The 23,760-nt window shown below is 74.0% G+C and carries 23 protein-coding genes; 16 read left to right on the forward strand and 7 right to left on the reverse strand.

Features of this window, described 5'->3' with window-relative positions; all coding sequences use genetic code 11:
* The 7 genes from ACFCY1_RS39070 to ACFCY1_RS39100 form a co-directional block, all read left to right on the forward strand.
* Window positions 1-252, forward strand: a 252-nt coding sequence (locus ACFCY1_RS39070) for a transposase (protein WP_375877597.1), incomplete at its 5' end; no start/stop codon positions are given.
* Window positions 253-880: 628 nt separating this feature from the next.
* Window positions 881-2,191 (forward strand): SUKH-4 family immunity protein, encoded by a 1,311-nt coding sequence (locus ACFCY1_RS39075; protein WP_375877598.1) that lies wholly within the window; start codon window positions 881-883, stop codon window positions 2,189-2,191.
* Window positions 2,192-2,333: 142 nt separating this feature from the next.
* Window positions 2,334-3,296: a Ppx/GppA phosphatase family protein gene (locus tag ACFCY1_RS39080; RefSeq protein ID WP_049652204.1), complete on the forward strand. Its 963-nt coding sequence runs from the start codon at window positions 2,334-2,336 to the stop codon at window positions 3,294-3,296.
* Window positions 3,297-3,887: 591 nt separating this feature from the next.
* Window positions 3,888-4,715, forward strand: a complete 828-nt coding sequence (locus tag ACFCY1_RS39085; RefSeq protein WP_079272395.1) for a sugar phosphate isomerase/epimerase — start codon at window positions 3,888-3,890, stop codon at window positions 4,713-4,715.
* Between the two features lie 46 nt (window positions 4,716-4,761).
* Complete coding sequence (locus tag ACFCY1_RS39090; protein ID WP_375877599.1) at window positions 4,762-5,532, forward strand: class I SAM-dependent methyltransferase; 771 nt, start codon at window positions 4,762-4,764, stop codon at window positions 5,530-5,532.
* Between the two features lie 224 nt (window positions 5,533-5,756).
* Window positions 5,757-7,601, forward strand: a complete 1,845-nt coding sequence (ilvD, locus tag ACFCY1_RS39095; RefSeq protein WP_375877600.1) for a dihydroxy-acid dehydratase — start codon at window positions 5,757-5,759, stop codon at window positions 7,599-7,601.
* Window positions 7,602-7,772: 171 nt separating this feature from the next.
* On the forward strand, window positions 7,773-8,303 hold the full coding sequence (locus tag ACFCY1_RS39100; protein ID WP_375877601.1) for a hypothetical protein: 531 nt from the start codon (window positions 7,773-7,775) through the stop codon (window positions 8,301-8,303).
* Window positions 8,304-8,309: 6 nt separating this feature from the next.
* Here ACFCY1_RS39100 and ACFCY1_RS39105 read toward each other — a convergent pair whose 3' ends face one another.
* Complete coding sequence (locus tag ACFCY1_RS39105; RefSeq protein WP_375877602.1) at window positions 8,310-9,551, reverse strand: hypothetical protein; 1,242 nt, start codon at window positions 9,549-9,551, stop codon at window positions 8,310-8,312.
* Window positions 9,552-9,675: 124 nt separating this feature from the next.
* Window positions 9,676-10,125: a hypothetical protein gene (locus tag ACFCY1_RS39110; RefSeq protein ID WP_143204615.1), complete on the reverse strand. Its 450-nt coding sequence runs from the start codon at window positions 10,123-10,125 to the stop codon at window positions 9,676-9,678.
* 249 nt (window positions 10,126-10,374) lie between these two features.
* On the opposite strand from ACFCY1_RS39110, the gene proC reads away from it, so the two are divergent.
* The gene (proC, locus tag ACFCY1_RS39115; RefSeq protein WP_049652199.1) at window positions 10,375-11,202 is read left to right on the forward strand and encodes a pyrroline-5-carboxylate reductase; all 828 of its coding nucleotides are present in this window, start codon (window positions 10,375-10,377) and stop codon (window positions 11,200-11,202) included.
* A gap of 175 nt (window positions 11,203-11,377) precedes the next feature.
* Window positions 11,378-12,553 carry an MFS transporter gene (locus ACFCY1_RS39120; RefSeq protein ID WP_375877608.1) on the forward strand — a complete coding sequence of 392 codons (1,176 nt, stop codon included), beginning with the start codon at window positions 11,378-11,380 and terminating at the stop codon, window positions 12,551-12,553.
* Between the two features lie 53 nt (window positions 12,554-12,606).
* Here the strand turns inward: ACFCY1_RS39120 and ACFCY1_RS39125 are convergent, their stop codons facing one another.
* A complete protein-coding gene (locus tag ACFCY1_RS39125; RefSeq protein WP_107418826.1) occupies window positions 12,607-13,140 on the reverse strand; it encodes a hypothetical protein in 534 nt (177 codons plus the stop codon).
* Between the two features lie 124 nt (window positions 13,141-13,264).
* Window positions 13,265-13,729: a DUF11 domain-containing protein gene (locus ACFCY1_RS39130; RefSeq protein WP_049652197.1), complete on the reverse strand. Its 465-nt coding sequence runs from the start codon at window positions 13,727-13,729 to the stop codon at window positions 13,265-13,267.
* A 238-nt stretch (window positions 13,730-13,967) separates the two neighbouring features.
* Between ACFCY1_RS39130 and ACFCY1_RS39135 the strand changes: the two genes are divergently transcribed.
* The 5 genes from ACFCY1_RS39135 (at window position 13,968) to ACFCY1_RS39155 (ending at window position 18,176) form a co-directional block, all read left to right on the forward strand.
* The gene (locus ACFCY1_RS39135) at window positions 13,968-15,164 is read left to right on the forward strand and encodes an acetoin utilization protein AcuC (RefSeq protein WP_375877603.1); all 1,197 of its coding nucleotides are present in this window, start codon (window positions 13,968-13,970) and stop codon (window positions 15,162-15,164) included.
* A 225-nt stretch (window positions 15,165-15,389) separates the two neighbouring features.
* Window positions 15,390-15,599: a helix-turn-helix domain-containing protein gene (locus tag ACFCY1_RS39140; protein ID WP_045699258.1), complete on the forward strand. Its 210-nt coding sequence runs from the start codon at window positions 15,390-15,392 to the stop codon at window positions 15,597-15,599.
* Between the two features lie 189 nt (window positions 15,600-15,788).
* Window positions 15,789-15,887 (forward strand): 30S ribosomal protein bS22, encoded by a 99-nt coding sequence (locus ACFCY1_RS39145; protein ID WP_003948845.1) that lies wholly within the window; start codon window positions 15,789-15,791, stop codon window positions 15,885-15,887.
* 152 nt (window positions 15,888-16,039) lie between these two features.
* Window positions 16,040-17,161: an NAD-dependent epimerase/dehydratase family protein gene (locus tag ACFCY1_RS39150; protein WP_049652195.1), complete on the forward strand. Its 1,122-nt coding sequence runs from the start codon at window positions 16,040-16,042 to the stop codon at window positions 17,159-17,161.
* Window positions 17,162-17,168: 7 nt separating this feature from the next.
* Entirely contained in the window at window positions 17,169-18,176 is a 1,008-nt protein-coding gene (locus ACFCY1_RS39155) for a lysophospholipid acyltransferase family protein (protein WP_375877604.1), read from the forward strand.
* A gap of 86 nt (window positions 18,177-18,262) precedes the next feature.
* Here the strand turns inward: ACFCY1_RS39155 and ACFCY1_RS39160 are convergent, their stop codons facing one another.
* The 3 genes from ACFCY1_RS39160 to ACFCY1_RS39170 form a co-directional block, all read right to left on the reverse strand.
* The gene (locus ACFCY1_RS39160) at window positions 18,263-19,558 is read right to left on the reverse strand and encodes a DUF5667 domain-containing protein (protein ID WP_074004022.1); all 1,296 of its coding nucleotides are present in this window, start codon (window positions 19,556-19,558) and stop codon (window positions 18,263-18,265) included.
* Between the two features lie 280 nt (window positions 19,559-19,838).
* Window positions 19,839-20,612, reverse strand: a complete 774-nt coding sequence (locus ACFCY1_RS39165) for an ECF subfamily RNA polymerase sigma factor, BldN family (protein WP_049660260.1) — start codon at window positions 20,610-20,612, stop codon at window positions 19,839-19,841.
* Between the two features lie 708 nt (window positions 20,613-21,320).
* Window positions 21,321-22,352, reverse strand: coding sequence for an HAD family hydrolase (locus ACFCY1_RS39170; protein ID WP_375877605.1), 1,032 nt, complete (start codon window positions 22,350-22,352; stop codon window positions 21,321-21,323).
* A gap of 102 nt (window positions 22,353-22,454) precedes the next feature.
* Here ACFCY1_RS39170 and ACFCY1_RS39175 point away from each other — a divergent pair, with 102 nt between their 5' ends.
* Together ACFCY1_RS39175 and ACFCY1_RS39180 are read left to right on the forward strand one after the other, a co-directional pair.
* Entirely contained in the window at window positions 22,455-22,748 is a 294-nt protein-coding gene (locus ACFCY1_RS39175) for a glutaredoxin family protein (RefSeq protein WP_049650473.1), read from the forward strand.
* A 205-nt stretch (window positions 22,749-22,953) separates the two neighbouring features.
* Window positions 22,954-23,709, forward strand: a complete 756-nt coding sequence (locus ACFCY1_RS39180; protein ID WP_375877606.1) for an exonuclease domain-containing protein — start codon at window positions 22,954-22,956, stop codon at window positions 23,707-23,709.
* Window positions 23,710-23,760: the final 51 nt, after the last annotated feature.

The raw sequence follows: 23,760 nt of genomic DNA on the forward strand, positions 1-23,760 counted from the left end.
CCCCGATGGCGCGAGGCCTACCGGGCCCGCGCCGGCATCGAGGGCACCGTCTCACAAGCGGTCCGAGGCCCCGGCCTGCGACGATCCCGCTACCGGGGCCTCGCCAAAACCCACCTCCAGAACGTCCTCATCGGCATGGCCGTCAACATCCGCCGACTCGGCGCCCACTTCGACACCACCACCAGACCAAGCCGCCGCCCCACCCGCATCCACACACTCTGCACCCAACACGGCATCGCAACGACGGCCTGAGCCTGACCTAGATCGAATACTTCGCCAGCAGAGTCGCTGGGCCGACTTTTCGTGCGCAGGGTGGGGTGCGGGTCGGCAGGATCTGTAGACCGGTCTGCATATTCCTCTCGGAGGGTGCACGGAAGGTCGGGCTGATCGACTTCTTGTGCGCGGAGGGGCGGCGGCAGGCTATGTGGTCTGGTCTTCGCCCGCGTTGGAGGAGCTCGTGTGAGAAGTCGGCTGGGCCGAGTTCCTGTGCGCTTTCGGGCTGGCCGGCCCTGGGTGTACCTGGGGCCAGGTAGGCCGGCCGTCGCATTTATCCGGGTTCTGCATAGGAAGTCGGCGGGGTCGACTTTTCGTGCGCGGGGGAGGTGTGGGGCGTCCCCCAGGGGTGCATGGAAGGTCGGGCTGATCGACTTCTTGAGCGCAGAGGGGTGGGGTCGGCGGCAGAGGGAGCTACGCCAGAAGTCGGCGGGGTCGACTTTTCGTGCAGGGGGGTGTGGGCCAGTAAGGGCGTGCAGGCCGGTCGTCGCATACCTCGTGGGGGATGCGTGAGAAGTCGGCCGGGCCGACTTCCTGTGCGGGGCGGGCGGCAGGGGTGGGGGCGTAGGGTCGCGGGTCGGGCAGGGATGGGGTCGGGGAGGGCCGGATGATTTCGCGGGCGCAGGCGGTGGAGGCGGGGCAGCGGTGGATCAACGGGGATCTGCCGCAGGGGGCCGGGGTGGTGCGGCGGGTGTGCACCCATGAGTTCGAGCTCGGCTGGGTGGTGTGGGCGGAGCCCGCCCGGGTGGTGGTCGACCCGCGGACGGGGGAGCGGCGGGCGCCCGAGGAGGTGGGGGCGGCCTGCGCCGTGGTGGACCGGGAGAGCGGGCGGTTCACGGTGTGGCCCTCGGTGCCGGTGGACGAAGTGGTGGGGCTGTACCGGGACTTCGTCGGCGCGGGCGGCTACGACCCGACCCTCCCGCCGGCGACCGGCCGGGGTGCCCGGGCCGAGCTGACCTACCGGGACGGCACCGGCGAGGAGCGGTCGCTGGCCCTGCGGTCCGCGGCGGGCCTGCCGCACCCGGCGCTGCGCGGCTGGTGGTGGCTGCGCGAGCAGGGCGTCGCCGCCGAGGAAGTGCTGGCCGTCCGGACCGACCTGCGGCCGAGCGCCCTGCCCGGCGGCTACTGGTCGTACGCGCTGGCCGCCGAACTGCCGGACGTCCGGCTCGACTTCGAGCTTCCGTACGGCCCGCGCTTCGACCACCGAGCGGCCGCCGTACGGGCGCTGCCCGCGCCGCCGGACGGTCCGGCCCGCAACCGGGTGCCCTTCCCCCGTGCGGTGCGCGACGCATCCGGCGCTCCCGGCACATCCGGCGAGCCCGACGCCGCGCTCGCCGCCCGGCTCGCGGAGCAGTTCGGCCCGGCGGGCGTCCAGCGCTTCGAGCCGGCCGACGTCGCCCGGGCCGAACTGCCCGGGGACGCGGCCGCGCTGCTGCTGGCGGTGGGCGTCCCGGTGGCCGTGCCGGGGTTCTTCGCGCTGCACCACCCGGGCGCGGAGGCGATCGCCGACGGCACCCGTCAGGGCACCGTCCTGCCCCCGCTCGCCGCGCACCTGGCCGGACTCGGCCGCGGCACCCGGGTGGCCGAGCGGGAGCGCCTGGCGCTCGCCGGGCAGCTGGTGCTGGGGACGGACGGCTGGGCGCTGCTGGCCCTCGACCCGGTGGACGGCGCCGTCCGGGCGGTGGACCCGGACTACGCGACCGCCCGCCACTGCAACGCGGACCTGCGCGCCTTCGTCCGCTGCCTGGAGGTGTTCGCCGGCTGGTGGCCGGCTCTGCGCGGGCTCGACCCGGTGGCCGCGGGCGGGGCGGTGGACGCCCTGCAGCGCGCGCTGGCGGCCGTGGACGGCACGGTCTTCGCCGACCCGGAGAACTGGTGGGCCGTCATCGTCGAGCAGCTGTGGGACGGCCTCCTCTGACGGACGGCGGACCGCCGGAAGACCGGCCCGCCCACCGGCCCGCCCACCGGCCCGCGGACCGGCCCGCGGACCGGTTCCGGACCGGCGCGAATACCGTCGCACCCCCTCTCACCAGGGCCCGGATCGCGTAGCGTGGAGAGTTATGCGACTCGGTGTGCTCGACGTAGGTTCCAACACGGTCCACTTCCTCGTGGTGGACGCCCATCCGGGCGCTGCTCCGCTGCCCGCGTACTCGCACAAGGCCGAGCTGCGTCTGGCGGAGCTGCTGGACGAGGACGGCGCGATAAGCGAGGCCGGGGTCGAGCGGCTGGTCGGCCACGTCGCGTCCTCGCTGCGGGTCGCCGAGGACAAGGGCGTCGTCGACATCCTCCCGTTCGCGACCTCCGCCGTGCGCGAGGCCGCCAACGGCGAGGAGGTGCTGCGCCGGGTGGCCGCCGAGACCGGCGTCGAGCTGCGCGTACTCTCCGGGCAGGACGAGGCCCGGCTCACCTTCCTGGCCGTCCGCCGCTGGTTCGGCTGGTCCTCGGGCCGGCTGCTCAACCTGGACATCGGCGGCGGTTCGCTGGAGATCGCCTGCGGCCTGGACGAGCAGCCGGACGTCGCCTGCTCGCTGCCGCTGGGCGCCGGCCGGCTGACCGCCCGCTGGCTGCCGGGGGACGTCGCCGACCCGGAGGGGCTGCGCGAGCTGAGACGCCACATCCGGGCCGAGCTCGCCACTGTGGTCGGCGAGATCACCCGGCTCGGCCCGGCCCGGCACGCGGTCGCCACCTCCAAGACCTTCAAGCAGCTGGCCCGGATGACCGGCGCCGCCCCCGCCGACGCCGGTCCTTACACCGACCGCCGGCTCACCCGCAGCGGGCTGGCCGCCTGGCTGCCCCGGCTGTCGGCGATGACCGTTGCCGAGCGCGCCCGGATCCCGGGCGTCTCCGAGGGCCGGGCCAAGCAGCTGCTGGCCGGCGCGCTGGTCGCCGACGCCGCGATGGACCTGTTCGGGCTGGAGGAGCTGGACGTCTGCCCGTGGGCGCTGCGCGAGGGCATCATCCTGCGCCGCCTGGACACCATGGACAGCCCGGCCGACCGCCGCCGCCCGGCGCTCACCCCGTAAGCCGGGCGCGCGCCCCGGGGCGCGCACCCGGGCGGTCGCCCGGACAGTCGTCCGGACCCGTCCCGACCGACCGCCGACCGACCGCCCCGGGGCAACGTGCCGATGGTCACTGCGCCGGTCATCCCGCCCCGTTCGCCGCGTGCTCCGCTTACGCTGTCTCCCGTGGTGCAACCAGCGGGCGAGGACGGAACGCAGGAGGACCGCACTCCCGGGAGCGGGCAGTCGCGGCCGGACGGCCCGCGCCGCAGGCTCGGCAAGGCGGTCACGGGCGCCACCGCCGCCCAGGCCGCCAAGCAGGCCTCGAAGGCGGTCAAGGCCGCCCAGCGCACCGCGAAGACCGCCGCGGCGAAGACCAGCGCGGCGAAGACGGCGCGAACGGCGAAGACGGTGAGAACGGCGAAGACGGCGAAGACGCCCACCGCGAAGCAGCCCGCCCCGAAGGCGAAGCAGCCCGCCGCCAAGGCCGCCCCGAAGGAGACCCGCACCGCCCGGGCCGCCGGCGCCGCCAAGGCCGCCGTCCAGTCCGTCCGCTCGGTCAAGGCCGCCAAGCGGGACGCCGCCCGCCCGCCGCTGCTGCGCACCACCGACCGGCTGGTGCTGCCCCGGCACCCGGCCCTGCACATCCCGGACACCAAGGTGGCGCTGTCCACCGCCTCGGTGTACCCGGCGAGCACCGCCGTCGCCTTCGAGCTGGCCGCCAAGCTCGGCTACGACGGGGTCGAGGTGATGGTCTGGAACGACCCGGTCAGCCAGGACATCGACGCCCTGCGCCGGCTCTCCGACGCCCACCGGCTGCCCATCCTGGCCGTGCACGCGCCCTGCCTGCTGATCACCCAGCGGGTGTGGAGCACCGACCCGTGGACCAAGCTGGTCCGGGCCCGGGCGGCGGCCGAGAAGCTCGGCGCGAGCGCCGTGGTCGTCCACCCGCCGTTCCGCTGGCAGCGCCAGTACGCCCGGGAGTTCGTCGAGGGGATCCATCGGATGGCGGGCGAGACCGACGTCCGCTTCGCCGTCGAGAACATGTACCCGTGGCGCTACCGCGACCGCGAGATGCTCGCGTACGCCCCCGGCTGGGACGTCACCGACGAGGAGTACCGGCACTTCACCATCGACCTCTCGCACGCCGCCACCTCCCGGATCGACACCTTCGCCATGGTCGAGCGGATGGGCGACCGGCTCGCCCACGTCCACCTGGCCGACGGCAGCGGCTCCGGCAAGGACGAGCACCTGATCCCCGGCCGCGGCAAGCAGCCCTGCGCCGAGCTGCTGGAGCACCTCGCCCGGACCGGCTTCGACGGCCACGTGGTGCTGGAGGTCAACACCCGCCGCTCGGCCTCCCCCGCCGAACGCGAGGCCGACCTGGCCGAGGCCCTCGCCTTTACCCGCTTGCACCTGGCCACCCCCTCGCGCGTACGCTGAGCCGTCCGGTCCGCCCGGGCGTCAACTGCCGTACGAAGGGGGACGCATGACGGAGAGTCGGAACTACCGCGAGGCCGCCGCGAGCTTCGGCGGGGTCGCCGCCGAGTACGAGCAGGGCCGTCCCGGCTATCCCGACGAGCTGTTCGACGCGCTGGAGCGGCTCTGGGGCCGCGGCCTCGCCGGTGCCCGGGTCCTGGACGTCGGCGCCGGGACGGGCATCGCCACCCGGCTGCTGGCCGCGCGCGGTGCGGAGGTCGTCGCCGTCGAGCCCAGCCCCGGCATGGCCGCCCGGTTCCTGGCCTCCTCGCCGGGCCTGCCGCTGGTCCGGGGCACCGGCGACGACCTGCCCTTCCACGACGGGTCCGTCGACCTGGTCGCCTACGCCCAGGCCTTCCACTGGACGTACCCCGAGAAGTCCGTCCCCGAGGCGGTCCGGGTGCTGCGGCCCGGGGGCGCCGTCGCCGCCTGGTGGAACGTGTACGACGAGACCGTGCCGTGGATCCGGGCCAGGAGCGAGCGGATGGCCGCCGCCCTCCCCGGCCGCTTCCACGGCTACGGCGGGATCAGCGGCCACGTCGGGCACTTCGCCCCGGCCGGCCTCGCGGTCGAACGGACGGCACTGCGCTGGGAGCGGCGGGTCACCGTCGAGCACGTGCTCACCGACCTCACCTCCCGCTCCTACCTGGCCTCGCTCAGCCCCGAGGAGCGCGCGCCGGTGCTGGCGGCCGAACGGGAGGCCATGGTCGCCGCGTTCCCGGACGGCGTCGTGGTCGAGCCGTTCAGCCTGGACCTCACCGTGGCCGTCAAGCCCGGCTGACGCCCGGAGCCCGCACCGCCGTCCGCTGCCTGCCCGCACCGCCGTCCGCTCGCGTTGCTGCCCGCCCGCCCGAATCGCTGCCCGTCCGCCAGCGCCTCCGCCTGCCCGCATCGCGGACGGACCGTCCGCCGGCCGGACGGCGGGCGTAGGCTCGGTACCCACAGCGGCCCCCGAACCCTCCCAGCAGCGGGGTGCCCGCGAGAGCCCCGAAGGAGTGGAGCACAGTGCCCGAGCTGAGGTCCCGTACGGTCACCCACGGTCGCAACATGGCAGGCGCCCGGGCGCTTCTCCGGGCGGCCGGCGTAGCCCGCGAGGACTTCGGCAAGCCGATCATCGCGGTGGCCAACTCCTTCACCGAGTTCGTCCCCGGGCACACCCACCTCCAGCCGGTCGGCCGGATCGTCTCCGAGGCGATCAAGCAGGCGGGCGGCATCCCGCGCGAGTTCAACACCATCGCCGTGGACGACGGCATCGCGATGGGCCACGGCGGCATGCTCTACTCGCTGCCCTCGCGCGACCTGATCGCCGACTCGGTCGAGTACATGGTCAACGCGCACTGCGCCGACGCGCTGATCTGCATCTCCAACTGCGACAAGATCACCCCGGGCATGCTGATGGCCGCGCTGCGCCTGAACATCCCGACCGTCTTCGTCTCCGGCGGCCCGATGGAGGCCGGCAAGGCCACCCTGGTCGACGGCACCGTGCGCAAGCTCGACCTGGTCGACGCGATCTCCCAGGCGGTCAACGAGAACGTCTCCGACGAGGACATCGCGATCATCGAGGAGAACGCCTGTCCCACCTGCGGCTCGTGCTCCGGCATGTTCACCGCCAACTCGATGAACTGCCTGACCGAGGCGATCGGCCTCTCGCTGCCGGGCAACGGCTCGGTGCTCGCCACCCACACCGCCCGCCGGGCCCTGTACGAGCGGGCCGGGCAGAACGTCGTCGAGATCGCGAACCGCTACTACGGCGGTGACGACGCCTCGGTGCTGCCCCGGGCGATCGCCACCCGCGCAGCCTTCGAGAACGCCATGGCCCTGGACATCGCCATGGGCGGCTCGACCAACACCATCCTGCACCTGCTCGCCGCCGCCCAGGAGGCCGAGCTGGACTTCGACATGCGGGCCATCGACGCGATCTCCCGCAAGGTGCCCTGCCTGTCCAAGGTCGCGCCGAACGGCTCGTACTACATGGAGGACGTGCACCGGGCCGGCGGCATCCCGGCCATCCTCGGCGAGCTGTACCGGGCCGGGCTGCTCAACGAGGACGTCCACACCGTGCACGCCGACTCGCTCGCCGAGTGGCTCAAGACCTGGGACGTGCGCGGCGGTTCGCCGTCCGCCGAGGCCGTCGAGCTGTGGCACGCCGCCCCCGGCTGCGTCCGCTCCGCCGAGGCCTTCTCGCAGTCCGAGCGCTGGGAGTCGCTGGACACCGACTCGGCCAAGGGCTGCATCCGCAGCGCCGAGCAAGCCTACTCGGTCGAGGGCGGTTTGGCCGTGCTGTACGGCAACCTCGCCGAGGACGGCTGCATCGTGAAGACCGCCGGCGTGGACGAGTCGATCTGGACCTTCAGCGGCCCGGCCGTCGTGGTCGAGTCCCAGGAGGACGCGGTCGAGGCGATCCTCGCCAAGCGGGTCAAGGAGGGCGACGTCGTCGTCATCCGCTACGAGGGCCCCAGGGGCGGCCCGGGCATGCAGGAGATGCTCTACCCGACCTCCTTCCTGAAGGGCCGGGGCCTGGGCAAGGCCTGCGCGCTGGTCACCGACGGCCGCTTCTCCGGCGGCACCTCGGGCCTGTCCATCGGCCACGCCTCCCCGGAGGCGGCCTCCGGCGGCACCATCGCGCTGGTCGAGGACGGCGACACCATCGCCATCGACATCCCCGGCCGCCGGATCTCCCTGGAGGTCCCGGACGAGGTGCTGGCCGAGCGCCGCCGCGTCCTGGAGGCCACGGGCGGCTACCGGCCGAAGAACCGCGAGCGCCAGGTCAGCCAGGCCCTGCGGGCCTACGCCGCGATGGCCACCTCCGCCGACAAGGGCGCCGTCCGCGACGTGTCCAAGCTCGGCTGAGCCCGAGGCGAACGCCGGGCCCGCACGGAAGCGGAACACCGGCCCGTACGGAACCGGAACACCGGGCCGTACGGAACCGGAACGCCGGGCCCGCACCGAACGAGGAGGAGCCGTCCCACCGGCCGGGACGGCTCCTCCGCCGTGTGCGGCGGTCGGGTGATAATCGACGGCGTGAGCGAGCAGCCCCCCACCCCCGCCCCCACTCCCGCCGGCGCCCCCGAGCCGGAGCCGATCCGCTTCTTCGGCACGTCCTGGCTCAACCGGGACAACGGCTACTGGCCGCGCCGGGTCGGTGTCTCGGTCGGTGCCCTGGCCGCGACCGCCGCCGCCGTGCTGGTGCTGCGCTTCGGCATCGAGGGCATCGCGCTCTCCGAGGACGGCACCTTCCTCAACGGGCTGCTGACCGCCGCCATCGCGGTCTGCTCGATGATGGCCGTACGGCGCACCTGGAAGGTGCTCACCGAGGGCCGGGACCAGCTGACCGGCTGGATGGCCGAGGACAAGTCGCTCGGCGCGGTCTGGCTGATCGGCGGGGCCGGCAGCCTGGCCGCCTACTTCGTCCGCAGCCTGGTCGAGGCCCCCGGCGAGGCGGTCCGGCGGGCCGCCCACGAGCGGGCCGTCGCCCAGTACGAGAAGCGCCAGGCGGGCCGCGGCCGCCGGCCCGACACCAAGGCGCCGGGCCGGCCCAAGCGCAAGCGCTGACGTCGGTCAGGTCCGGCTGGCGGAGCCGCAGTTCCCGGTGCCCGGCGGCACCCGGTCCCGGTCGTACGGGTCCGCGGTCGGCCCGGTCGGTACCGGGCCGGGCCGGGTGGACCGGTCGAACTCCGGGTGCAGGAAGCCGTCGTAGCGGCCGCAGGTGCTGTTGCCGAAGCTCTCCACGGTCTCGTCGATCGCGAGCTTCCCCGGATCGACCTGGTACTTGGCCGGGTCGTAGAAGTGGAAGGTGTCCACCTGCCGGACGATGGTCCGGACCGTCTCCGCGAGGTCCGCGGAGCCGTTCGCCGAGGCCGCCTGGTCGGCCGTCTTCGGGCCGGGGCGCAGCGCGTACACGTAGCTGACGTCGGCCCGCATCAGGACGCCGTTCTCCCCGTCGGCCGTGACGTCGATCCGGCCCCGCACCTTGACCACGTCGGTGACCGGGACGGCCTCCCGCGGGTCGAAGCGGGTGAACCAGGCGGTGGGGTCACTGGTCGCCGAGGGGTGGTCCAGCGACGCGGCCGCGGCCTCCCGGGTGCGGCCGTCGAGCATCGCCAGCGCGGCGTCCGGGCGGCCGCCGGACACCACCTTCGGGTCCAGGTGGGCCGCCGCCAGGTAGGCCCGCACCGACTGCAGCCGGGCGGCCACCTCGTCGGCACCGAACGCGCCGGTGGCCCGGGGGGTCTTCGGCAGCTCGATCCCGTCCGTGCCGGCGGCCCAGTCCTCGGCGGGGGAGCCGGCCCACGGGTGGTCGGGGGTCGGCTGCCGTCCGTCGCGCTCCGCCGCCGGGCTCGCGGAGACCGGGTGGTCGGAGGCGTAGCCGAAGTGGGTGGAGTACCAGAACTTCAGCCCGTCGATGTTCAGTGCCACGAGCAGCACGGCGACGGTCAGCAGGACGTAGAGCGGCGTGCGCCACTCCAGGCGGCGGCGCGGACGCGGGTCGCCCCACGCGTCGACCGCCCGCGCCGGGCGGACGGGCTTGCGGACGGGCTTGCGGCGGAAGCGGCGCCCGCGCGCCGCGGGGCCGTCGTTGACCGAGCGGCGGCCGCCCGGATCGACCGGCGGGGTGTGCTTCCACCGGGCGGACAGCATGCGGGTGCGCCCGCTCTGCTCCTTGACGGTGGCGCTGCGGACGAACTCCTCGTCCAGGACGAGGTCGGCGAACGGGTCCTTCCGGCCCGCCCCGGACGGGTCGGACCCGTTCGGCTCGTCGCCCCCGGCGGGGCGCGGTTCCGGTTCTTCGGCGATCGGCATCGCGCCAGTATGCCGACGGGGTCTGACGATCCGTCGATCGGGGGCACACCGTGTGGTGAACACCTGTGCGTCGTCCGCGGGACCGGTGCCGTTCGTCCGGAAGCGCGCCGGTGCGGGCGCCCGCTCAGTCCTTGCCGCGGGCCTGCTTGACCGAGCCGACCACCCCGGCGATCGCCAGCAGCAGGCCGGCCGGCAGCAGCGAGATGAAGAAGGCGCCGAACAGGCCCTCGTCGCCGAGGAACAGCTGGGCCAGCGTGTTCAGGACCAGCAGCCCGCCGGCGGCCGGCAGCGCCGACTGCCAGGGGTGGTCGTTCGCCCAGCGGCGCAGCCTCCGGTCGGTGGTGTCGCGCCGCAGCCGGCCGCCGACGGTGCCGACCAGGAAGAAGAAGAACAGGCCCCAGCCGGCCGGCGAGGCCAGCATGCTCAGCGACCAGTCCCCGGTGATCGCATCGATCCCCAGGGCCGTCGCCCCCACCACCGCACCGACCCCCGCGGCGGTCCGCCACGGGCCCACGGTCGCCGAGGCGACGGCGAGTTGCCGGTTCTCACGTCGGGACATTTCGTCGTGTGCCATGGCTCCACGGTGCGCCCGCGGGAGCCGGGAGGCCATAGGGGAAACCCCCGAGATTTCTCCCTAGGGGCCTGTCCTCCGCCAGGCGGCCGGGTGGGCGGCGACCACGGAGCGGACGGTCCCCGCGCGGGCCGCGACCACGGAGCGGACGGTCCCCGCGCGGGCCGCGACCACGGAGCGGACGGTCCCCGCGCGGGCCGCCGGGCGGTGCGAGGATGGCGGCAGTACCGAGGCAAGGAGCGGGAGCGGACCATGGGCAGCAGCGGAGCACACGGACAGAAGATCGCCTTCCTGGGCACCGGCAAGATCGGCGAGGCCCTGCTCTCCGGTCTGCTGCGGGCCGGCAAGGACCCGGCCGACGTCCTGGTGACCGCCCGCCGTCCCGAGCGGGCGGCCGAACTCGCCGACCGCTACGGCGTGGTGGCCGTCTCCAACGCCGAGGCCGCCAAGCTCGCCGACACCCTGATCCTCGCGGTCAAGCCGCAGGACATGGGCGCCCTGCTGGAGGAGCTGGCCCCGCACGTCGGCGCGGACCGGCTGGTGATCTCGGCCGCGGCCGGCGTTCCCACCGCCTGGTTCGAGGAGCGGCTCGCGGCGGGCACCCCGGTGGTCCGGGTGATGCCCAACACCCCGGTTCTGGTGGACGAGGGGATGAGCGTCATCTCGGCGGGCTCGCACGCGGGCGAGGAGCACCTGGCGCGGGCCGAGGAGATCTTCAGCTCGGTCGGCAAGGCGCTGCGGCTGCCCGAGTCCCAGCAGGACGCGGCCACCGCGCTGTCCGGCTCCGGACCGGCCTACTTCTACTTCCTGGTGGAGGCGATGACCGACGCCGGCATCCTGCTCGGGCTGCCCCGGCAGGTGGCGCACGACCTGATCGTGCAGTCCGCGATCGGCGCCTCGGTGATGCTGCGGGACTCCGGCGAGCACCCGGTGAAGCTGCGCGAGGCGGTCACCTCCCCGGCCGGCACGACCATCGCGGCGATCCGCGAGCTGGAGAACCACGGGGTGCGGGCCGCCCTGCTCGGCGCCCTGGAGGCGGCCCGGGACCGCTCCCGGGAACTGGCCTCGGGCGGGAAATGACCGCTGCGCGACCCCTCCCGTAATCGCGGCGCACCCCCTACGCTCTCGCCAACATCGTCCTACCGGCCGGTAGCGCGGTTCGTGTGGAGTCCGCCTGGAGGTCCGCTTGAGTGCCGCCCCGCCCGTGGTCCCGCCCGTTCCGCCCGCCGCGTCGCCGTCCCCGGTGGCGCCCGGTCTGCGCACCGGGCGGGCCGCGCTCGCCGCCGCCTTCCTGCTCCAGGGCGTCACCTTCGCCCTGCTGGTCACCTGCATCCCGGAGATCCAGCACCGGTACGGGCTGAGCGACGGGCTGCTGCCGGTCTTCCTGGCCGCGGTGCCGGTGCTGGCCGGGGTCGGGTCGATCGCCTCCGAGCAGCTGGTGAAGCGCACCGGCGCGCGGGTCGTGCTGCGGGTGGTCCAGCCCGCCGTCTGCCTGAGCCTGGCGGCCGCCGGACTGGGCGGGGCACTGTGGCAACTCGCCCTGGCGCTGGGCGCGTTCGGGCTGCTGGTGGGCGCGCTGGACGCCAGTATGAACATGCTCGGGGTGGGGCTCCAGCACCGCTACGGCCGCTCGATCATGATCGGCTTCCACGCCGCGTTCAGCCTCGGCGGCATCCTCGGCGCGGCCCTCGCGGGCCTCGGCTCGCACTACGACCTCGGGCTGCCGCTGCTGTTCGGCACGGCCGCGGCGGTGATCGCCCCGCTCGCCCTGCTGGCCGGCGCCTTCTTCGCAGGTCCGGCCGAACTCGGCGACGCCGTCCGGGAGGCCGCCGAGGCCGCCGCCCGGTCCGTCCCCTGGCGTCCGCTGCTGCCGCTCTGCCTGGCGATGGCCTTCGCGTACATCGCGGACTCCTCGGTCTCCAACTACAGCGTCAAGTACCTCACCGACGGGCTGGGCAGCCGGGAGGACCTCGCCAAGCTCTCCTACCTGGGCTACATGGTCGCGATGCTGCTCGGCCGGGCCCTGGGCGACCGCGCGGTGCAGCGCTTCGGCGCCGTCCCGGTGGTCCGCGTCGGTGCCGCGCTGGCGGCGCTCGGCTTCGGCCTCGCCGCGGTCGCGCCCGCCGCCTGGGCGGGCATCGCCGGCTTCACCGTGCTGGGCTTCGGCATCTGCGCGATCATCCCGCAGGTGTTCGCGGCCGGCGGCCGGCTCTTCCCGGCCGACTCGGACGCCGCGGTGGCCCGGCTCAACCTCTTCAACTACGTGGGCTTCCTGGTCGGTTCGCCGCTGGTCGGGGCGATCGCGGACGCGAGCTCGTACCGCTGGGCGCTGCTCGCCCCGATGCTGCTGGTGCTCGCCGTCCTGCCGCTGGCCGACCGCTTCGCCCCGGCGCCGGCGCAGGCGCAGGCGGTGGCCCCCGCCGCCGGGTGACGGTCCCGGCCCCCGCCGCCGGGTGACGGCGGGGGCGGTCGGAGGGGCGGGGGTCAGCTGATCACGGTCTGCAGGCCGGGCATGCCGTCGAGGAAGGGGCCGCTCCTGGTCTTGACGACCGGGTAGCCGTACTCGGCGTAGACGTACGGGGCCCAGTTCAGTGTGTACGACCCGGTCCAGGGCGGCGTGGAGGTGATCTTGACGGTGGCCGTGACGGTGCGGGTGGCGCCCGGCGCGATCGGCACCGTGGGATGGAAGTTGACGGAGTTGCCGCCGAACACGCAGTCCACCTGGTCCCCGCCGCAGCCGGTGAAGGTGAACGCGCCGGTCAGCTGGTTGGAGGGGAAGCTCGGCCCGATCCACTCGTACGCGAAGGTGATGGGGGCGGATTCGGTGTTGGTGAGGGAGAGGGTCAGGGTCAGTTCATCGCCCGGTGCCGCCGTCTTCTTGTCGACGGAGGCCGAGACGCCGGTGATCACGCCGTCGTCGCGGGTGGTGGCGGAGGCCGGCTGGGCGGCGAAGATCAGGCCAAGTCCCAGTACCGTGGCGAGAATTACCCCGACGCGTTGCATGCTGAATGGCTTCATGGCGGATGAGAATAGGGAGTTGTGAAGGCCGCGTCTGCGGCTCCTTCACGCCATCTTCAACCGTTGCCGGAAAGCCCTTGCCCCCGCCGTCGGGTGACGGCGGGGGCGTTCGACGGGACGGGGGTCAGCTGATCACGGTCTGGAGCGAGGGCACCCCGAAGGTCCAGGTCTGGTCCTTGGCGGTGCCGGTGGTGCCCACCTGGCCGAACTCGTAGTAGACGTACGGCGCCCAGTTCAGCGTGTACGGGGCGGTGCCCCACGCCGGGGTGTCGGTGATCTTGACGGTGAGCGTGACGCTCTTCGTCGCGCCGGGTGCGATCGGCGCGTTGAAGTGGAAGTTGGCGCTGTTCCCGGTGAACGCGCAGTCGGAGGTGTCACCGGTGCAGCCGGTGATGGTGAACGCTCCGGCCTGCGTGTTGGCCGGCCAGGTCGGCTGGACGGCCTCGTAGGCGAAGTAGATGGGACTGTTCTCACTGTTGGTGAGCGACAGCGTCAGGGTCAGCTGGTCTCCCGCCTTCGCCGTCGACTTGTCGACCGCGAAGGTGGTGCCGCTGACCGCGGCGGAGGCCGGCTGGGCGGCAAAGAACACGCCAAAACCCAGTATTGCAGCGAGAATTACCCCAAGGCGTTGCACGCTGAATGGCTTCATGGCGGAGAGGATATGGAGTCGCAAAGCTTTTGTCTGCACCGCCTCAACACCCGCCTCCACAGTCGCCCCACAACTTCCGTAGTTTCATCGCGCACCTGCCGCCCGGCCGTCCCCACGAGCGCCGCCCCGGCGCGCCCTGACGGCGGCCCGGCCACCGTCACCCGCTACGGTGGAGGCCATGCCCGAAGCCGAGCGTGACACCCCCTGCGGCCTGCACCTCTTCTGGGACGAGGCCGTCACCGCCTACGACTTCGGCCCCGGCCACCCGATGGACCCGACCCGGCTGGCCCTCACCATGCGCCTGGTCGAGGCCCTCGGACTGGACACCGGCCCCGGGGTGACCGTCCGCTCCGCACCGCCCGCCGGCGACTCCACCCTCCGGCTGGTGCACACCCGGGAGTACGTCGAGGCGGTCCGGAACGCCGCCGCCCACCCCGACCGCTCCGACCCGCTGCACGGACTCGGCACCGACGACAACTGGTCCTTCCCGGCGATCCACTCGGCCTCCGCGCTGATCGCCGGCCAGTCGGTGGCCGCCGCCGAGGCGGTCTGGCGCGGCGAGACCCCGCACGCCGTCAACTTCGCCGGCGGACTGCACCACGCGATGCCCGGCAAGGCCTCCGGCTTCTGCGTCTACAACGACCCGGCGCTGGCCATCGCCCGGCTGCTCGAACTCGGCGCCGAGCGGGTCGCCTACGTCGACGTGGACGTCCACCACGGCGACGGCGTCCAGGCGGCCTTCTGGAACGACCCCCGGGTGCTCACCGTCTCGCTGCACGAGCACCCCGCCACGCTCTTCCCGCAGAGCGGCTGGTCGATCGAGACCGGCGGCGAGGAGGCCCCCGGCTCCGCCGCCAACCTGCCGCTGCCCGCGGGCACCGGCGACGCGGGCTGGCTGCGCGCCTTCCACGCCCTGGTGCCCGAACTGCTCGACGCCTTCCGGCCGCAGGTCCTGGTCACCCAGCACGGCGCCGACACCCACCTGGAGGACCCGCTCGCCCACCTCGCCGTCACCGTGGACGCCCAGCGGCTGATCGCCGAGGCGCTGCACGACCTCGCCCACCAGCACGCCGGCGGCCGCTGGGTGGCCACCGGCGGGGGCGGCTACGCGGTGGTGGACGTCGTCCCGCGCACCTGGACCCACCTGGTCGCCACCGCCGCCGCCCGGCCCGTCGACCCGGCCACCGAGACCCCCGAGTCCTGGCGCGCCGAGGTCTACCGCCGCACCCGCCGCCCGGCCCCGCTGCGGATGACCGACGGCGCCCGCCCGGCCTGGCGCGACTTCGACTCGGGTTACGATCCGGCCGACCGACTCGATCAGGCCATCCTCGCCACCCGCCGCGCGGTGTTCCCCCACCACGGACTGCTGGCCTGAACCCGCCGTCCCGGAAGTGCCCAGCCCGGGAGGTGCGTACGCGGGGCGGTGCCATCCGCAGAGCGGCGACGTACTGCAACCGTCCTATCTCCCACCGTACGAGGACTGCACTTCCCCTCTTCCCACTGGTACCACCCATAACTACTCTGGGGATACACGTGTGCCGGTGGAGTCACCGGAGGGGAAGCCGGTGCCTTGCACACGGGTAAGGGTCGGGTGATGGTCATGAGTTCCGTCGAGCGCCCCCTTCAGGAAGTCGTCTTCCTGACCGTGGCGGAGGTCGCCGCGGTCATGCGGGTGTCCAAGATGACGGTGTACCGGCTGGTGCACAGCGGAGAGCTGCCGGCCATCCGGGTCGGACGGTCCTTCCGGGTGCCCCAGCAGGCGGTGCACGAGTACCTCAAGGAGTCCTACGTGCGGCTCGAGAGCGCGTAGCGGCGGCGCGCGGGTGCGGGTCCACGACCGTTGGACCCGCCCCCGTTCGCCGTGGATTTCCCGCGAGTTTCCCGGTCCCGGGGAACACGATTACGGCCTTCGCACCATCGACGGTAGGCTAGGCCCTCACGTCAGTCGTATGGACTCCGTCTCTCACGGGCGAGAGTCTCAGTGAGCGAGGGTTGTTCCGTGGGCTCTGTCATCAAGAAGCGTCGCAAGCGTATGGCCAAGAAGAAGCACCGCAAGCTTCTGAAGCGGACTCGCGTTCAGCGTCGTAACAAGAAGTAAGCGGCCCCGGCCGCGCCTAGCGCGCCCAGCGCTTCCACCGCCCGTCCAGGCCCGTCGTGGCCTGGGCGGGCGGTGTCGTTTCACGGCCCCGTGGGGCGGCGCGGTACGGTGCACGCAGGCCGCTCGGGCCGAGGGAACGGGGGTGCAGCACCGTGGGCGTGGTCGTGCTCGTCACCGGCGTGGCGCGCCGGCTCGGTGCCCGCTTCGCCGCCGAGGTCCGCCGCCGGCCGGGCGTCGACCTGGTGGTCGGCGTGGACGTGCAGCCGCCCCGGTTGCCGCCCGAGGAGCCGTCCGGCCCGGCCGCCCCGTACCGCTTCCACCAGCTCGACCTGCGCCGTCCGGCGCTCTCCCGGGTGCTCGCCGAGCACCGGGTGGACACCGTGGTGCACCTCAGCGTCAGCGCCACCGGCCTGGGCTCCACCAACCGCTCCGCGGTGAAGGAGTCCAACGTGATCGGCACCATGCAGCTGCTCGGCGCCTGCCAGAAGGCCCCCGGGGTGCGCCGGCTGGTGGTGAAGTCCACCACCGGCGTCTACGGCTCCGCGCCCCGCGACCCGGCGGTGTTCAGCGAGCGGATGCAGCCCAAGGACCCGCCCGGCGGCGGCTTCGCCAAGGACGCGGCGGAGGTCGAGGGCTACGTCCGCGGCTTCGCCCGGCGCCGCCCGGACGTCGCGGTGACGGTGCTGCGCTTCGCCAACATCGTCGGCCCGAACGCGGACACCCCGCTCAGCGAGTACTTCGCGCTGCCCGTGCTGCCGACCGTGCTCGGCTACGACCCGCGGCTGCAGTTCGTGCACGAGGACGACGCCGTCGCGGTGCTCTGCCGGGCCGCCGACGAGCCCGAGCCGGGCACCGTCAACACCGGGACCTTCAACGTGGCGGGGGAGGGCGTCCTGCTGCTCTCCCAGTGCGCCCGCCGGCTCGGCCGGCCCACCCTGCCGCTGCTGCTGCCCGCGGTCAGCTGGATGGCCGTGCTGGCCCGGCAGACCCGGCTGGTGGACGTCTCGCCCGAGCAGCTGCGGCTGCTCACCCACGGCCGGGTGGTGGACACCGCGCGGCTGCGCGACACCTTCGGCTACCGTCCGGCGTTCAGTACTCCGGAGGCCTTCGCCGACTTCGCCGCCGCCGGAGGGCCGGGCCTGCTGCCGCCCGAGCGGTTGGCCGCCGTCACCGACCGGCTGACCGCCCTGCTCGGCCCGGAAGCCGCCGGGCCCGCCGGGCCGGGCGCCGGTCCGGACGCCGTACCGAACCGCCCCCGCCGACCGAGGAGCTGAACCCGCGATGAGTGCCGCAGCCGAGAACGCGCCGGGCGAGGCCAAGGTCATCCCGATCGAGACGGCCCCCAGCTGGACGTCGCCCGAGGGGCCGAATCCGGCCGACCGGCTCGCCGAGGCCGTCGGCGGGGCGCTGGCCGGCCCGCTCGGCCCGGTCGCCACCCGGCTGTTCGGCAAGGGCTGGGAGGGCCGCGCCGCCGAGCGGCTGGCCTTCCTGCGCCGCCGGGTGACCGGCGACTACGAGGTGGACGAGTTCGGCTTCGACCGGGAGCTCACCGAGGAGGTGCTGCTCTCGCTGCTGCGCCCGCTGGCCGAGAAGTACTTCCGGATCGACGTCCAGGGCGCGGAGCACATCCCGGCCGAGGGCGGCGCGCTGATCGTCGCCAACCACTCCGGGACGATCCCGCTCGACGCCCTGATGACCCAGGTGGCCGTCCACGACCACCACCCCGCCCGGCGGCACCTGCGGATGCTCGCCGCGGACCTGGTCTTCGTGCTGCCCGGCGTCAACGAGCTGGCCCGCAAGGCCGGCCACACCCTGGCCTGCAACGAGGACGCCCAGGCCCTGCTGGAGCGCGGCGAGCTGGTCGGGGTCTGGCCGGAGGGCTTCAAGGGCATCGGCAAGCCGTTCTCCGAGCGCTACAAGCTCCAGCGGTTCGGCCGCGGCGGCTTCGTCTCCTCGGCGCTGCGGGCGCGGGTGCCGATCGTGCCCTGCTCGATCGTCGGGGCGGAGGAGACCTACCCGATGATCGGCAACGTGAAGACGCTGGCCCGGCTGCTGGGCCTGCCGTACGTGCCGATCACCCCGACCTTCCCGTGGCTGGGCCCGCTCGGGGCGCTGCCGCTGCCGACCAAGTGGACGATCCGCTTCGGCGAGCCGATCGCCACCGACACCTACCCGGCGGAGGCGGCGGACGACCCGATGCTGGTCTTCGACCTGGCCGACGAGGTGCGCGAGACCATCCAGCACACCCTCTACGAGCTGCTGGTGCAGCGGCGTTCGGTGTTCTTCTAGAAGAACCCGAGGGTTCCCCGGGGTTCCCCGGGGACGGCGAGGGCCCGGCGGATATCGCACTCCGCCGGGCCCCCACCGCCCTGCTGTCAGCCGCCCAGGATGCGCAGCCCGGGCAGCAGGTCCGGAAGCAGCGGGGGAACCTCGACGCCCTGCGGCTGGGCCGCGTTCGGGGCGCTGGGCGAGGCCTGCTGCGGTCCCTGCGCCGGGGCCGCGTCGGCGCTCGGCGAGGGCTTGGTGCCGGTGAGCCCGCTGGTGAGACCGCCGACCAGGCCGTTGACGGCGTCCGGGGCGCTGCTGGGCAGGGTGTCCGGCAGGACGCCGCCCTTGCCGCCGTTGCCGGAGGCACCGGCGCCGGGGTAGGCCGGGGCGTGCTCGGTGGCGCCGGGGCGGTTGCCGGCGGCGCCGGAGCCCGGGGCCTGGTCGGTGCCGGCCGAGGTGCCGGAGCCGGCCGCCGGGGAGCCGGCCGGGGAACCGCCCGTCGAGTGGGACGAACCGTCGCCCGCTCCGTCGCCGGCCGCGCCACCGCTCTGAGCGGGGGGCAGGACCAGGCGCAGGGGCGCGACGTCCTCGCTTATGTCGTCGAAGAGCCGGTTCACCAGGTCGGCCTGCTGGGTGAGCTGGACGGGCAGCCGGCCCTGCAGCTCGCTCCACCGGCCGTCCTCGTCGTGGGCGAAGCCGGCCAGGGCCCGCATCGGGTCGAGCGAGCCGTTGCTGCGGTAGACCGAGCGCAGCAGCTCGCGGCCCTTGAGGGCGTCGGCGTGCATGTCGTCCAGGGCGCGGCGGACCTGTTCGACGGTGGCCGGGCTGAGCGCGCCGGCCTGGTCGGTGCGGCCGACCAGGGTCTTGGCCTCGCCGAGCCGGGTGGCCGCGTTGTCGAGCAGCATCTCGCCGCGTTCGGAGTCGGAGCCCGCGAAGTCGAGCCGGAGTCCTTCCAAGCCGCGTTTGAGGCCGTACAGGCTGTCCCCGGGGAGGGCGTTGGAGCTGGCCGCGGCGACGCCGGCCAGGCTGCCGACGGCGAGCCCGGCGACCAGCCCGCCGATCGCGAACCGGCGGCTCCAGCGGCCGCGCGGCGCCGTCCGGATCGCCCGGTGGCGGCGCTGGCGGGGCACCGGGGTGCCCGTCCCGCCGGCGAAGGCCTGCTCGAACGCGGCCATCAGCTGGGCGCGTTGGACCGTATGGACCTCCCGGTCCAGCACCGGCCCGGGCAGTGCCCCCAGTGCGTCGGCCAGTCCGACCAGCCCGGCCATCGCGGCCGAACCCGCGCCGGTGGCAGCGGTGTTGTCCGATTCGGCGTTGGCCGCAGCGCGTTGCTCCGCCTGGTGGGCCTCCAGCGCCTCGGCGAAGGCCTTCGCCCGCCGGTGCTCAAGCACGTTTGCCGTCACGGGCCACACCTCCCTTCGTCGTTGTCGACAGCCCGGCCCGCCGGACGGTTGCCCCGGCTGGCCAAAGCCACTCCATCGGGTGATAGGCCGCAATTCGACTTGACCGTACGCCTGGTGGGGGCTTGCACGTTGGCCAACGAGCGGTGCGGGCGGTCGGTTACGCACGGCAGATCATCGGACCTACCGTTCACCCTGACGTGTCGGCCGGGCGCGAACGATGACGGCCGGCCGGACCGTACGGTGCCGGACCGCACGGAGCCGGTGCCGTCCTCGGCGCGGCTCATCGCGCGTCGGGCGGGAGCAGCCGGGCCAGGGTGCGGACGGCGCGGTACTGGAGGGTCTTGATGGCGCCCTCGTTCTTGCCCATGATCCGGGCCGTCTCGGCCACCGACAGCCCCTGCAGGAAGCGCAGGGTGACGCACTCCTGCTGCTGCGGGTTGAGCCGGCGCACCGCGTCCAGCAGGGCGGCGTTGGAGAGCGACTCCAGCACCGACTCCTCGGGGCTGCGCTCGCACTCGTTGGAGTCGAGCATCTCGCCGGTGGTGACCTCCAGCCGGAAGCGGCTGGACTTGAAGTGGTCGGCGACCAGGTTGCGGGCGATGGTGACCAGCCAGGCGCCGAAGTCCCGGCCCTGCCAGGTGAAGGTGCCGATCCGGCGCAGGGCGCGCAGGAAGGTCTCGCTGGTGAGGTCCTCGGCGGTGGCCCGGCTGCCGACCCGGTAGTAGATGTAGCGGTAGACGGTGTCCGCGTAGTGGTCGTAGAGCCGGCCGAAGGCCTCGCTCTCGCCGGCCTGGGCCCGTTCGACCAGCTCCATGACCGGGTTGTGCTCGGTCTCGTAGCCGGGGCTGGGCGCGGTCCGGGCGCGGCCCCGGCCGGCGCTGCCGGTGCGGCCGCGCGAGCCGGTGCCGGTCGAGCCGGCGGCGGTGGTGCGCAGTGCCAGGCCGGGCGGCTGCGGCTGCGGCTGGACGAACGGTCCTCCGGCGAGCGCGAGTTGGGGCGTGGCGGCGAACTGGCTGCGGAGCAGGGTGCGCAACAGGGTCAGGCCCGTGGAGATCTGCCGCTCGGCGGTCGGCCGGTCGCGGAGGCCGGTGCGGGGACGCAGGGGCGCGGACGACGGGCGGGAGGGTGCAGGCGCGTCGTTCCGGACGGGTGGGTACACGGGACTCCCAGAGGCAGAACTGTGGACGGATCACCTCCGCCTGCGCGGAGAGCACTCCCCGAAGCGTCCGTTCGAGCGGGACGCGTGGTGACGTGCATCCAGGAGAGAATAACGCTTTGTGCAATGACAGCTACACCGTGTGGTCGAAGTGGTCGTTTGGGATCCATTTGTTGCGCATGTTCGGCTGACATTGACCGGAGCTGTCATCGTTCATCCGGCTTAACGTGATCGAACGGGCGCTCAGGGTGACCAATTTGGCGGCCTGGGGGGCGGTTTCCCAGCCTTGGGGCTCGGCAACCCCTGACTTTCCCGGCCTGGCGAACGATCAGAACCGGTCACCGGGCGACAGGTTCGAGCAGGTGACGCGGACTGCCGTGTGACGGCGGGGAGTTCGCCCGTAAGAGGGGCCAGGTCAGAGGCCTTGTTGACGACCGCTCACCCGCCGGGGCGAGCCCGACCGGGCGGCCTCCGAACAGCCCCGGAGAGCCTCGGAGAGTCTCCGGAAAGCTTCCGGAAAGCTTCCGGAAAGCCTCCGGCGGCCCGGACGGCCGTCCGGCACGAGGTTCGGGGCCGGGGTTCCGGGCCGGGGTTCGGGCGGGTGATTCAGGCCCGGTGGCGGCGCCGGTTCAGCGCCACCCCGGCCGCCGCCGCGCCGGCCAGCACCCCGAGCGCGGCCGCCGCCGGCAGCCCCACCCGGGCCGCCTTGCGCCCGGTCCGGAAGTCCCGCACCCGCCAGCCCTGGGCCCGGGCGTGGCGCCGCAGCGCGCCGTCCGGGTTCACCACGTACGGGTGGCCGACCAGCGAGAGCATCGGGATGTCGTTGGCCGAGTCGCTGTAGGCGGCGCAGCGGTCGAGGTCGAGGCGCTCGCGCCGGGCCAGGGCCCGGACGGCGGCGGCCTTGGCCGGGCCGTGCAGCAGGTCGCCGACCAGTCGGCCGGTGTAGCGGCCGTCCCTGGCCTCGGCGACGGTGCCCAGCGCGCCGGTCATGCCGAGCCGCCGGGCGATGATCCGGGCCACCTCCAGCGGGGCGGCGGTGACCAGCCAGACCCGCTGGCCGGCGTCCAGGTGCATCTGGACCAGGGCGCGGGTGCCCGGCCAGATCTTGTCCGCCACGACCTCCTCGAAGATCTCCTCGCAGATCGCCTCCAGGTCGGCGGTGGGCTTGCCGGCCACGATGCCGAGGGCGGACTGCTTGGCGTCCGAGATGTGGTCCGGGTCCTCGGTGCCGTGCAGCCGGAACCAGGCCTGCTGCCAGGCGAAGCGGGCGATGTCGCGGCGGGTGAGGAAGCCGCGGCGGTAGAGGCCGACGCCGAGGTAGAAGATCGCGGCGCCGCGCAGGATGGTGTTGTCGCAGTCGAAGAAGGCGGCGGCGCGGGGGTCGTCCGGGTCCGGGGTGTGGTTCTCGGCGGGGGCCTTGGGGGTCCGTCCGGGCTTGACCGCGGCCGGTGCGTCCGGCCCGGCGGTGTCCCCGGGGCCGGTGCTGCCCCCTGGTCCGGCGGCGTCCCGGGGCCCGGCGTCGGGTGCCGGCTCGGCCCGCAGCGCGGCCTCGGCCGCCTCGGCCGCGGCTTCGCCGGCCAGGGCGCTCCGCTCGCTGCTGGAACGCCTTGCCTGGGTGAGCCTTCTGAGCACGGCCATGTCATCGAGGATAGCCAGCCGGGCGCCCGGCGGCCGTGACGCAGCCGTGCCCGCGGGGTGAACAGCTCCACCGGGCGCGGGCCCCGGGGGCGGGTGGGCGCCATGGCGGAGAATGGGGTGGTGAGCCCACTGCTGCGACGTAAGAGCCCCGAGCCCGCGGGCCGGACCGTGACCCTGGTCGGCAAGCCCGGCTGCCACCTGTGCGACGAGGCCCGCGAGGTGATCCTCCGGGTGACGGGGGAGTTGGGCGCGTCCTTCGAGGAGCGGGACATCACCCGGGACGAGGAGCTGTACCGCCGTTACTGGGAGCAGATTCCGGTCACCCTGATCGACGGTCGCCAGCACGACTTCTGGCGGGTCGACGAGCGCCGGCTGCGCACCGCCCTCGGGGGCTGAGCGTGCGGCCGGGCGCGGCCGGGCGGCGGCTGAGCGGGGTCTGACCGCGCGTTCGTCCGCGCACCGGCCCCCCGCCGATCGGCGGGGGCGGTTCGCCGAATCGTTGCCAAAGACACTCCGTTCCGGCTTGGGACGGGGCGGGTTGGTCGGCTTACGATCGAACGCGTTTGCGCCCGTGGGGGGCTGAGCACACGAGGAGTGCGCCATGCTTCCCGGTCCTGTCCCTGGGGCCCCCGGAGCCCCGGAGTTCCGGACGGCCCCCCGGGGCTTCGCCGTGGTGGACGTGGAGGCGACCGGCCGCAGCCCGTGGCGGCACCGGGTGGTCGAGGTCGCGGTGGTGCTGCTCGACGAGCGGCTCCGCGCCGAGGGGGAGTTCGCCACCCTGCTGGACCCGCTGGGCCCGGTCGGCCCGACCCATGTGCACCGGATACGCCAGTGCGACGTCGAGGGCGCCCCGCGCTTCCGCGAGATCGCCCCGTGGCTGCTGGAGCTGCTGGCCGGCCGGGTGCTGGTCGGTCACCACGTCAGCTGCGACCACGCGTTCCTGGATCGCGAGTTCGCCCGGATCGGGGTGCCGCTGCCGCCCGTCCCGCTGCTGTGCACGATGGGGCTGGCCCGCGCCCACCTGCCGGAGGCCCGGAGCCACGGCCTGGCGGCCTGCGTGGAGGCGGCGGACCTCGGCTGGTACCCGGCGCACACCGCGCTGGGCGACGCCCGGGTGACCGCCGAGCTGCTGCGGTACTGCCTGGACGCCCCGTCCTGTCCGCCGGACGACTGGACCGGCCCGCTGCGGGAGGCCGCCCGGCTGCCCTGGCCCCGGCTCGGCCGGGCCCGTTCCCGCCCGTCCGGCGCCGCCGTCCCGCTGCTGCGCCGGGAGGCGTCGTACGGCCCGTGGCTGCCCGATTCCCAGGCCCCGGAGGTCGTGCTGACCCAGGCCGGTGCTATGCGTTCGATGGCGTGATGCGCATCACTGTGCGGGGACAAAACGGACACCATCTTTGTGCACACGTTC

Source organism: Kitasatospora sp. NPDC056273 (genome assembly GCF_042268845.1).
GTDB lineage: Bacteria > Actinomycetota > Actinomycetes > Streptomycetales > Streptomycetaceae > Kitasatospora.

Coding starts and splice junctions, on each gene's coding strand:
- ACFCY1_RS39170 (WP_375877605.1), bottom strand. CDS start 22,352: ATGGCCGTGCTCAGAAGGCTCACCCAGGCAAGGCGTTCCAGCAGCGAG.
- ACFCY1_RS39090 (WP_375877599.1), top strand. CDS start 4,762: ATGACGGAGAGTCGGAACTACCGCGAGGCCGCCGCGAGCTTCGGCGGG.
- ACFCY1_RS39155 (WP_375877604.1), top strand. CDS start 17,169: ATGAGTGCCGCAGCCGAGAACGCGCCGGGCGAGGCCAAGGTCATCCCG.
- ACFCY1_RS39180 (WP_375877606.1), top strand. CDS start 22,954: ATGCTTCCCGGTCCTGTCCCTGGGGCCCCCGGAGCCCCGGAGTTCCGG.
- ACFCY1_RS39080 (WP_049652204.1), top strand. CDS start 2,334: ATGCGACTCGGTGTGCTCGACGTAGGTTCCAACACGGTCCACTTCCTC.
- ACFCY1_RS39125 (WP_107418826.1), bottom strand. CDS start 13,140: ATGAAGCCATTCAGCATGCAACGCGTCGGGGTAATTCTCGCCACGGTA.
- ACFCY1_RS39105 (WP_375877602.1), bottom strand. CDS start 9,551: ATGCCGATCGCCGAAGAACCGGAACCGCGCCCCGCCGGGGGCGACGAG.
- ACFCY1_RS39135 (WP_375877603.1), top strand. CDS start 13,968: ATGCCCGAAGCCGAGCGTGACACCCCCTGCGGCCTGCACCTCTTCTGG.
- proC (WP_049652199.1), top strand. CDS start 10,375: ATGGGCAGCAGCGGAGCACACGGACAGAAGATCGCCTTCCTGGGCACC.
- ACFCY1_RS39110 (WP_143204615.1), bottom strand. CDS start 10,125: ATGGCACACGACGAAATGTCCCGACGTGAGAACCGGCAACTCGCCGTC.
- ACFCY1_RS39140 (WP_045699258.1), top strand. CDS start 15,390: ATGAGTTCCGTCGAGCGCCCCCTTCAGGAAGTCGTCTTCCTGACCGTG.
- ACFCY1_RS39175 (WP_049650473.1), top strand. CDS start 22,455: ATGGCGGAGAATGGGGTGGTGAGCCCACTGCTGCGACGTAAGAGCCCC.
- ACFCY1_RS39075 (WP_375877598.1), top strand. CDS start 881: ATGATTTCGCGGGCGCAGGCGGTGGAGGCGGGGCAGCGGTGGATCAAC.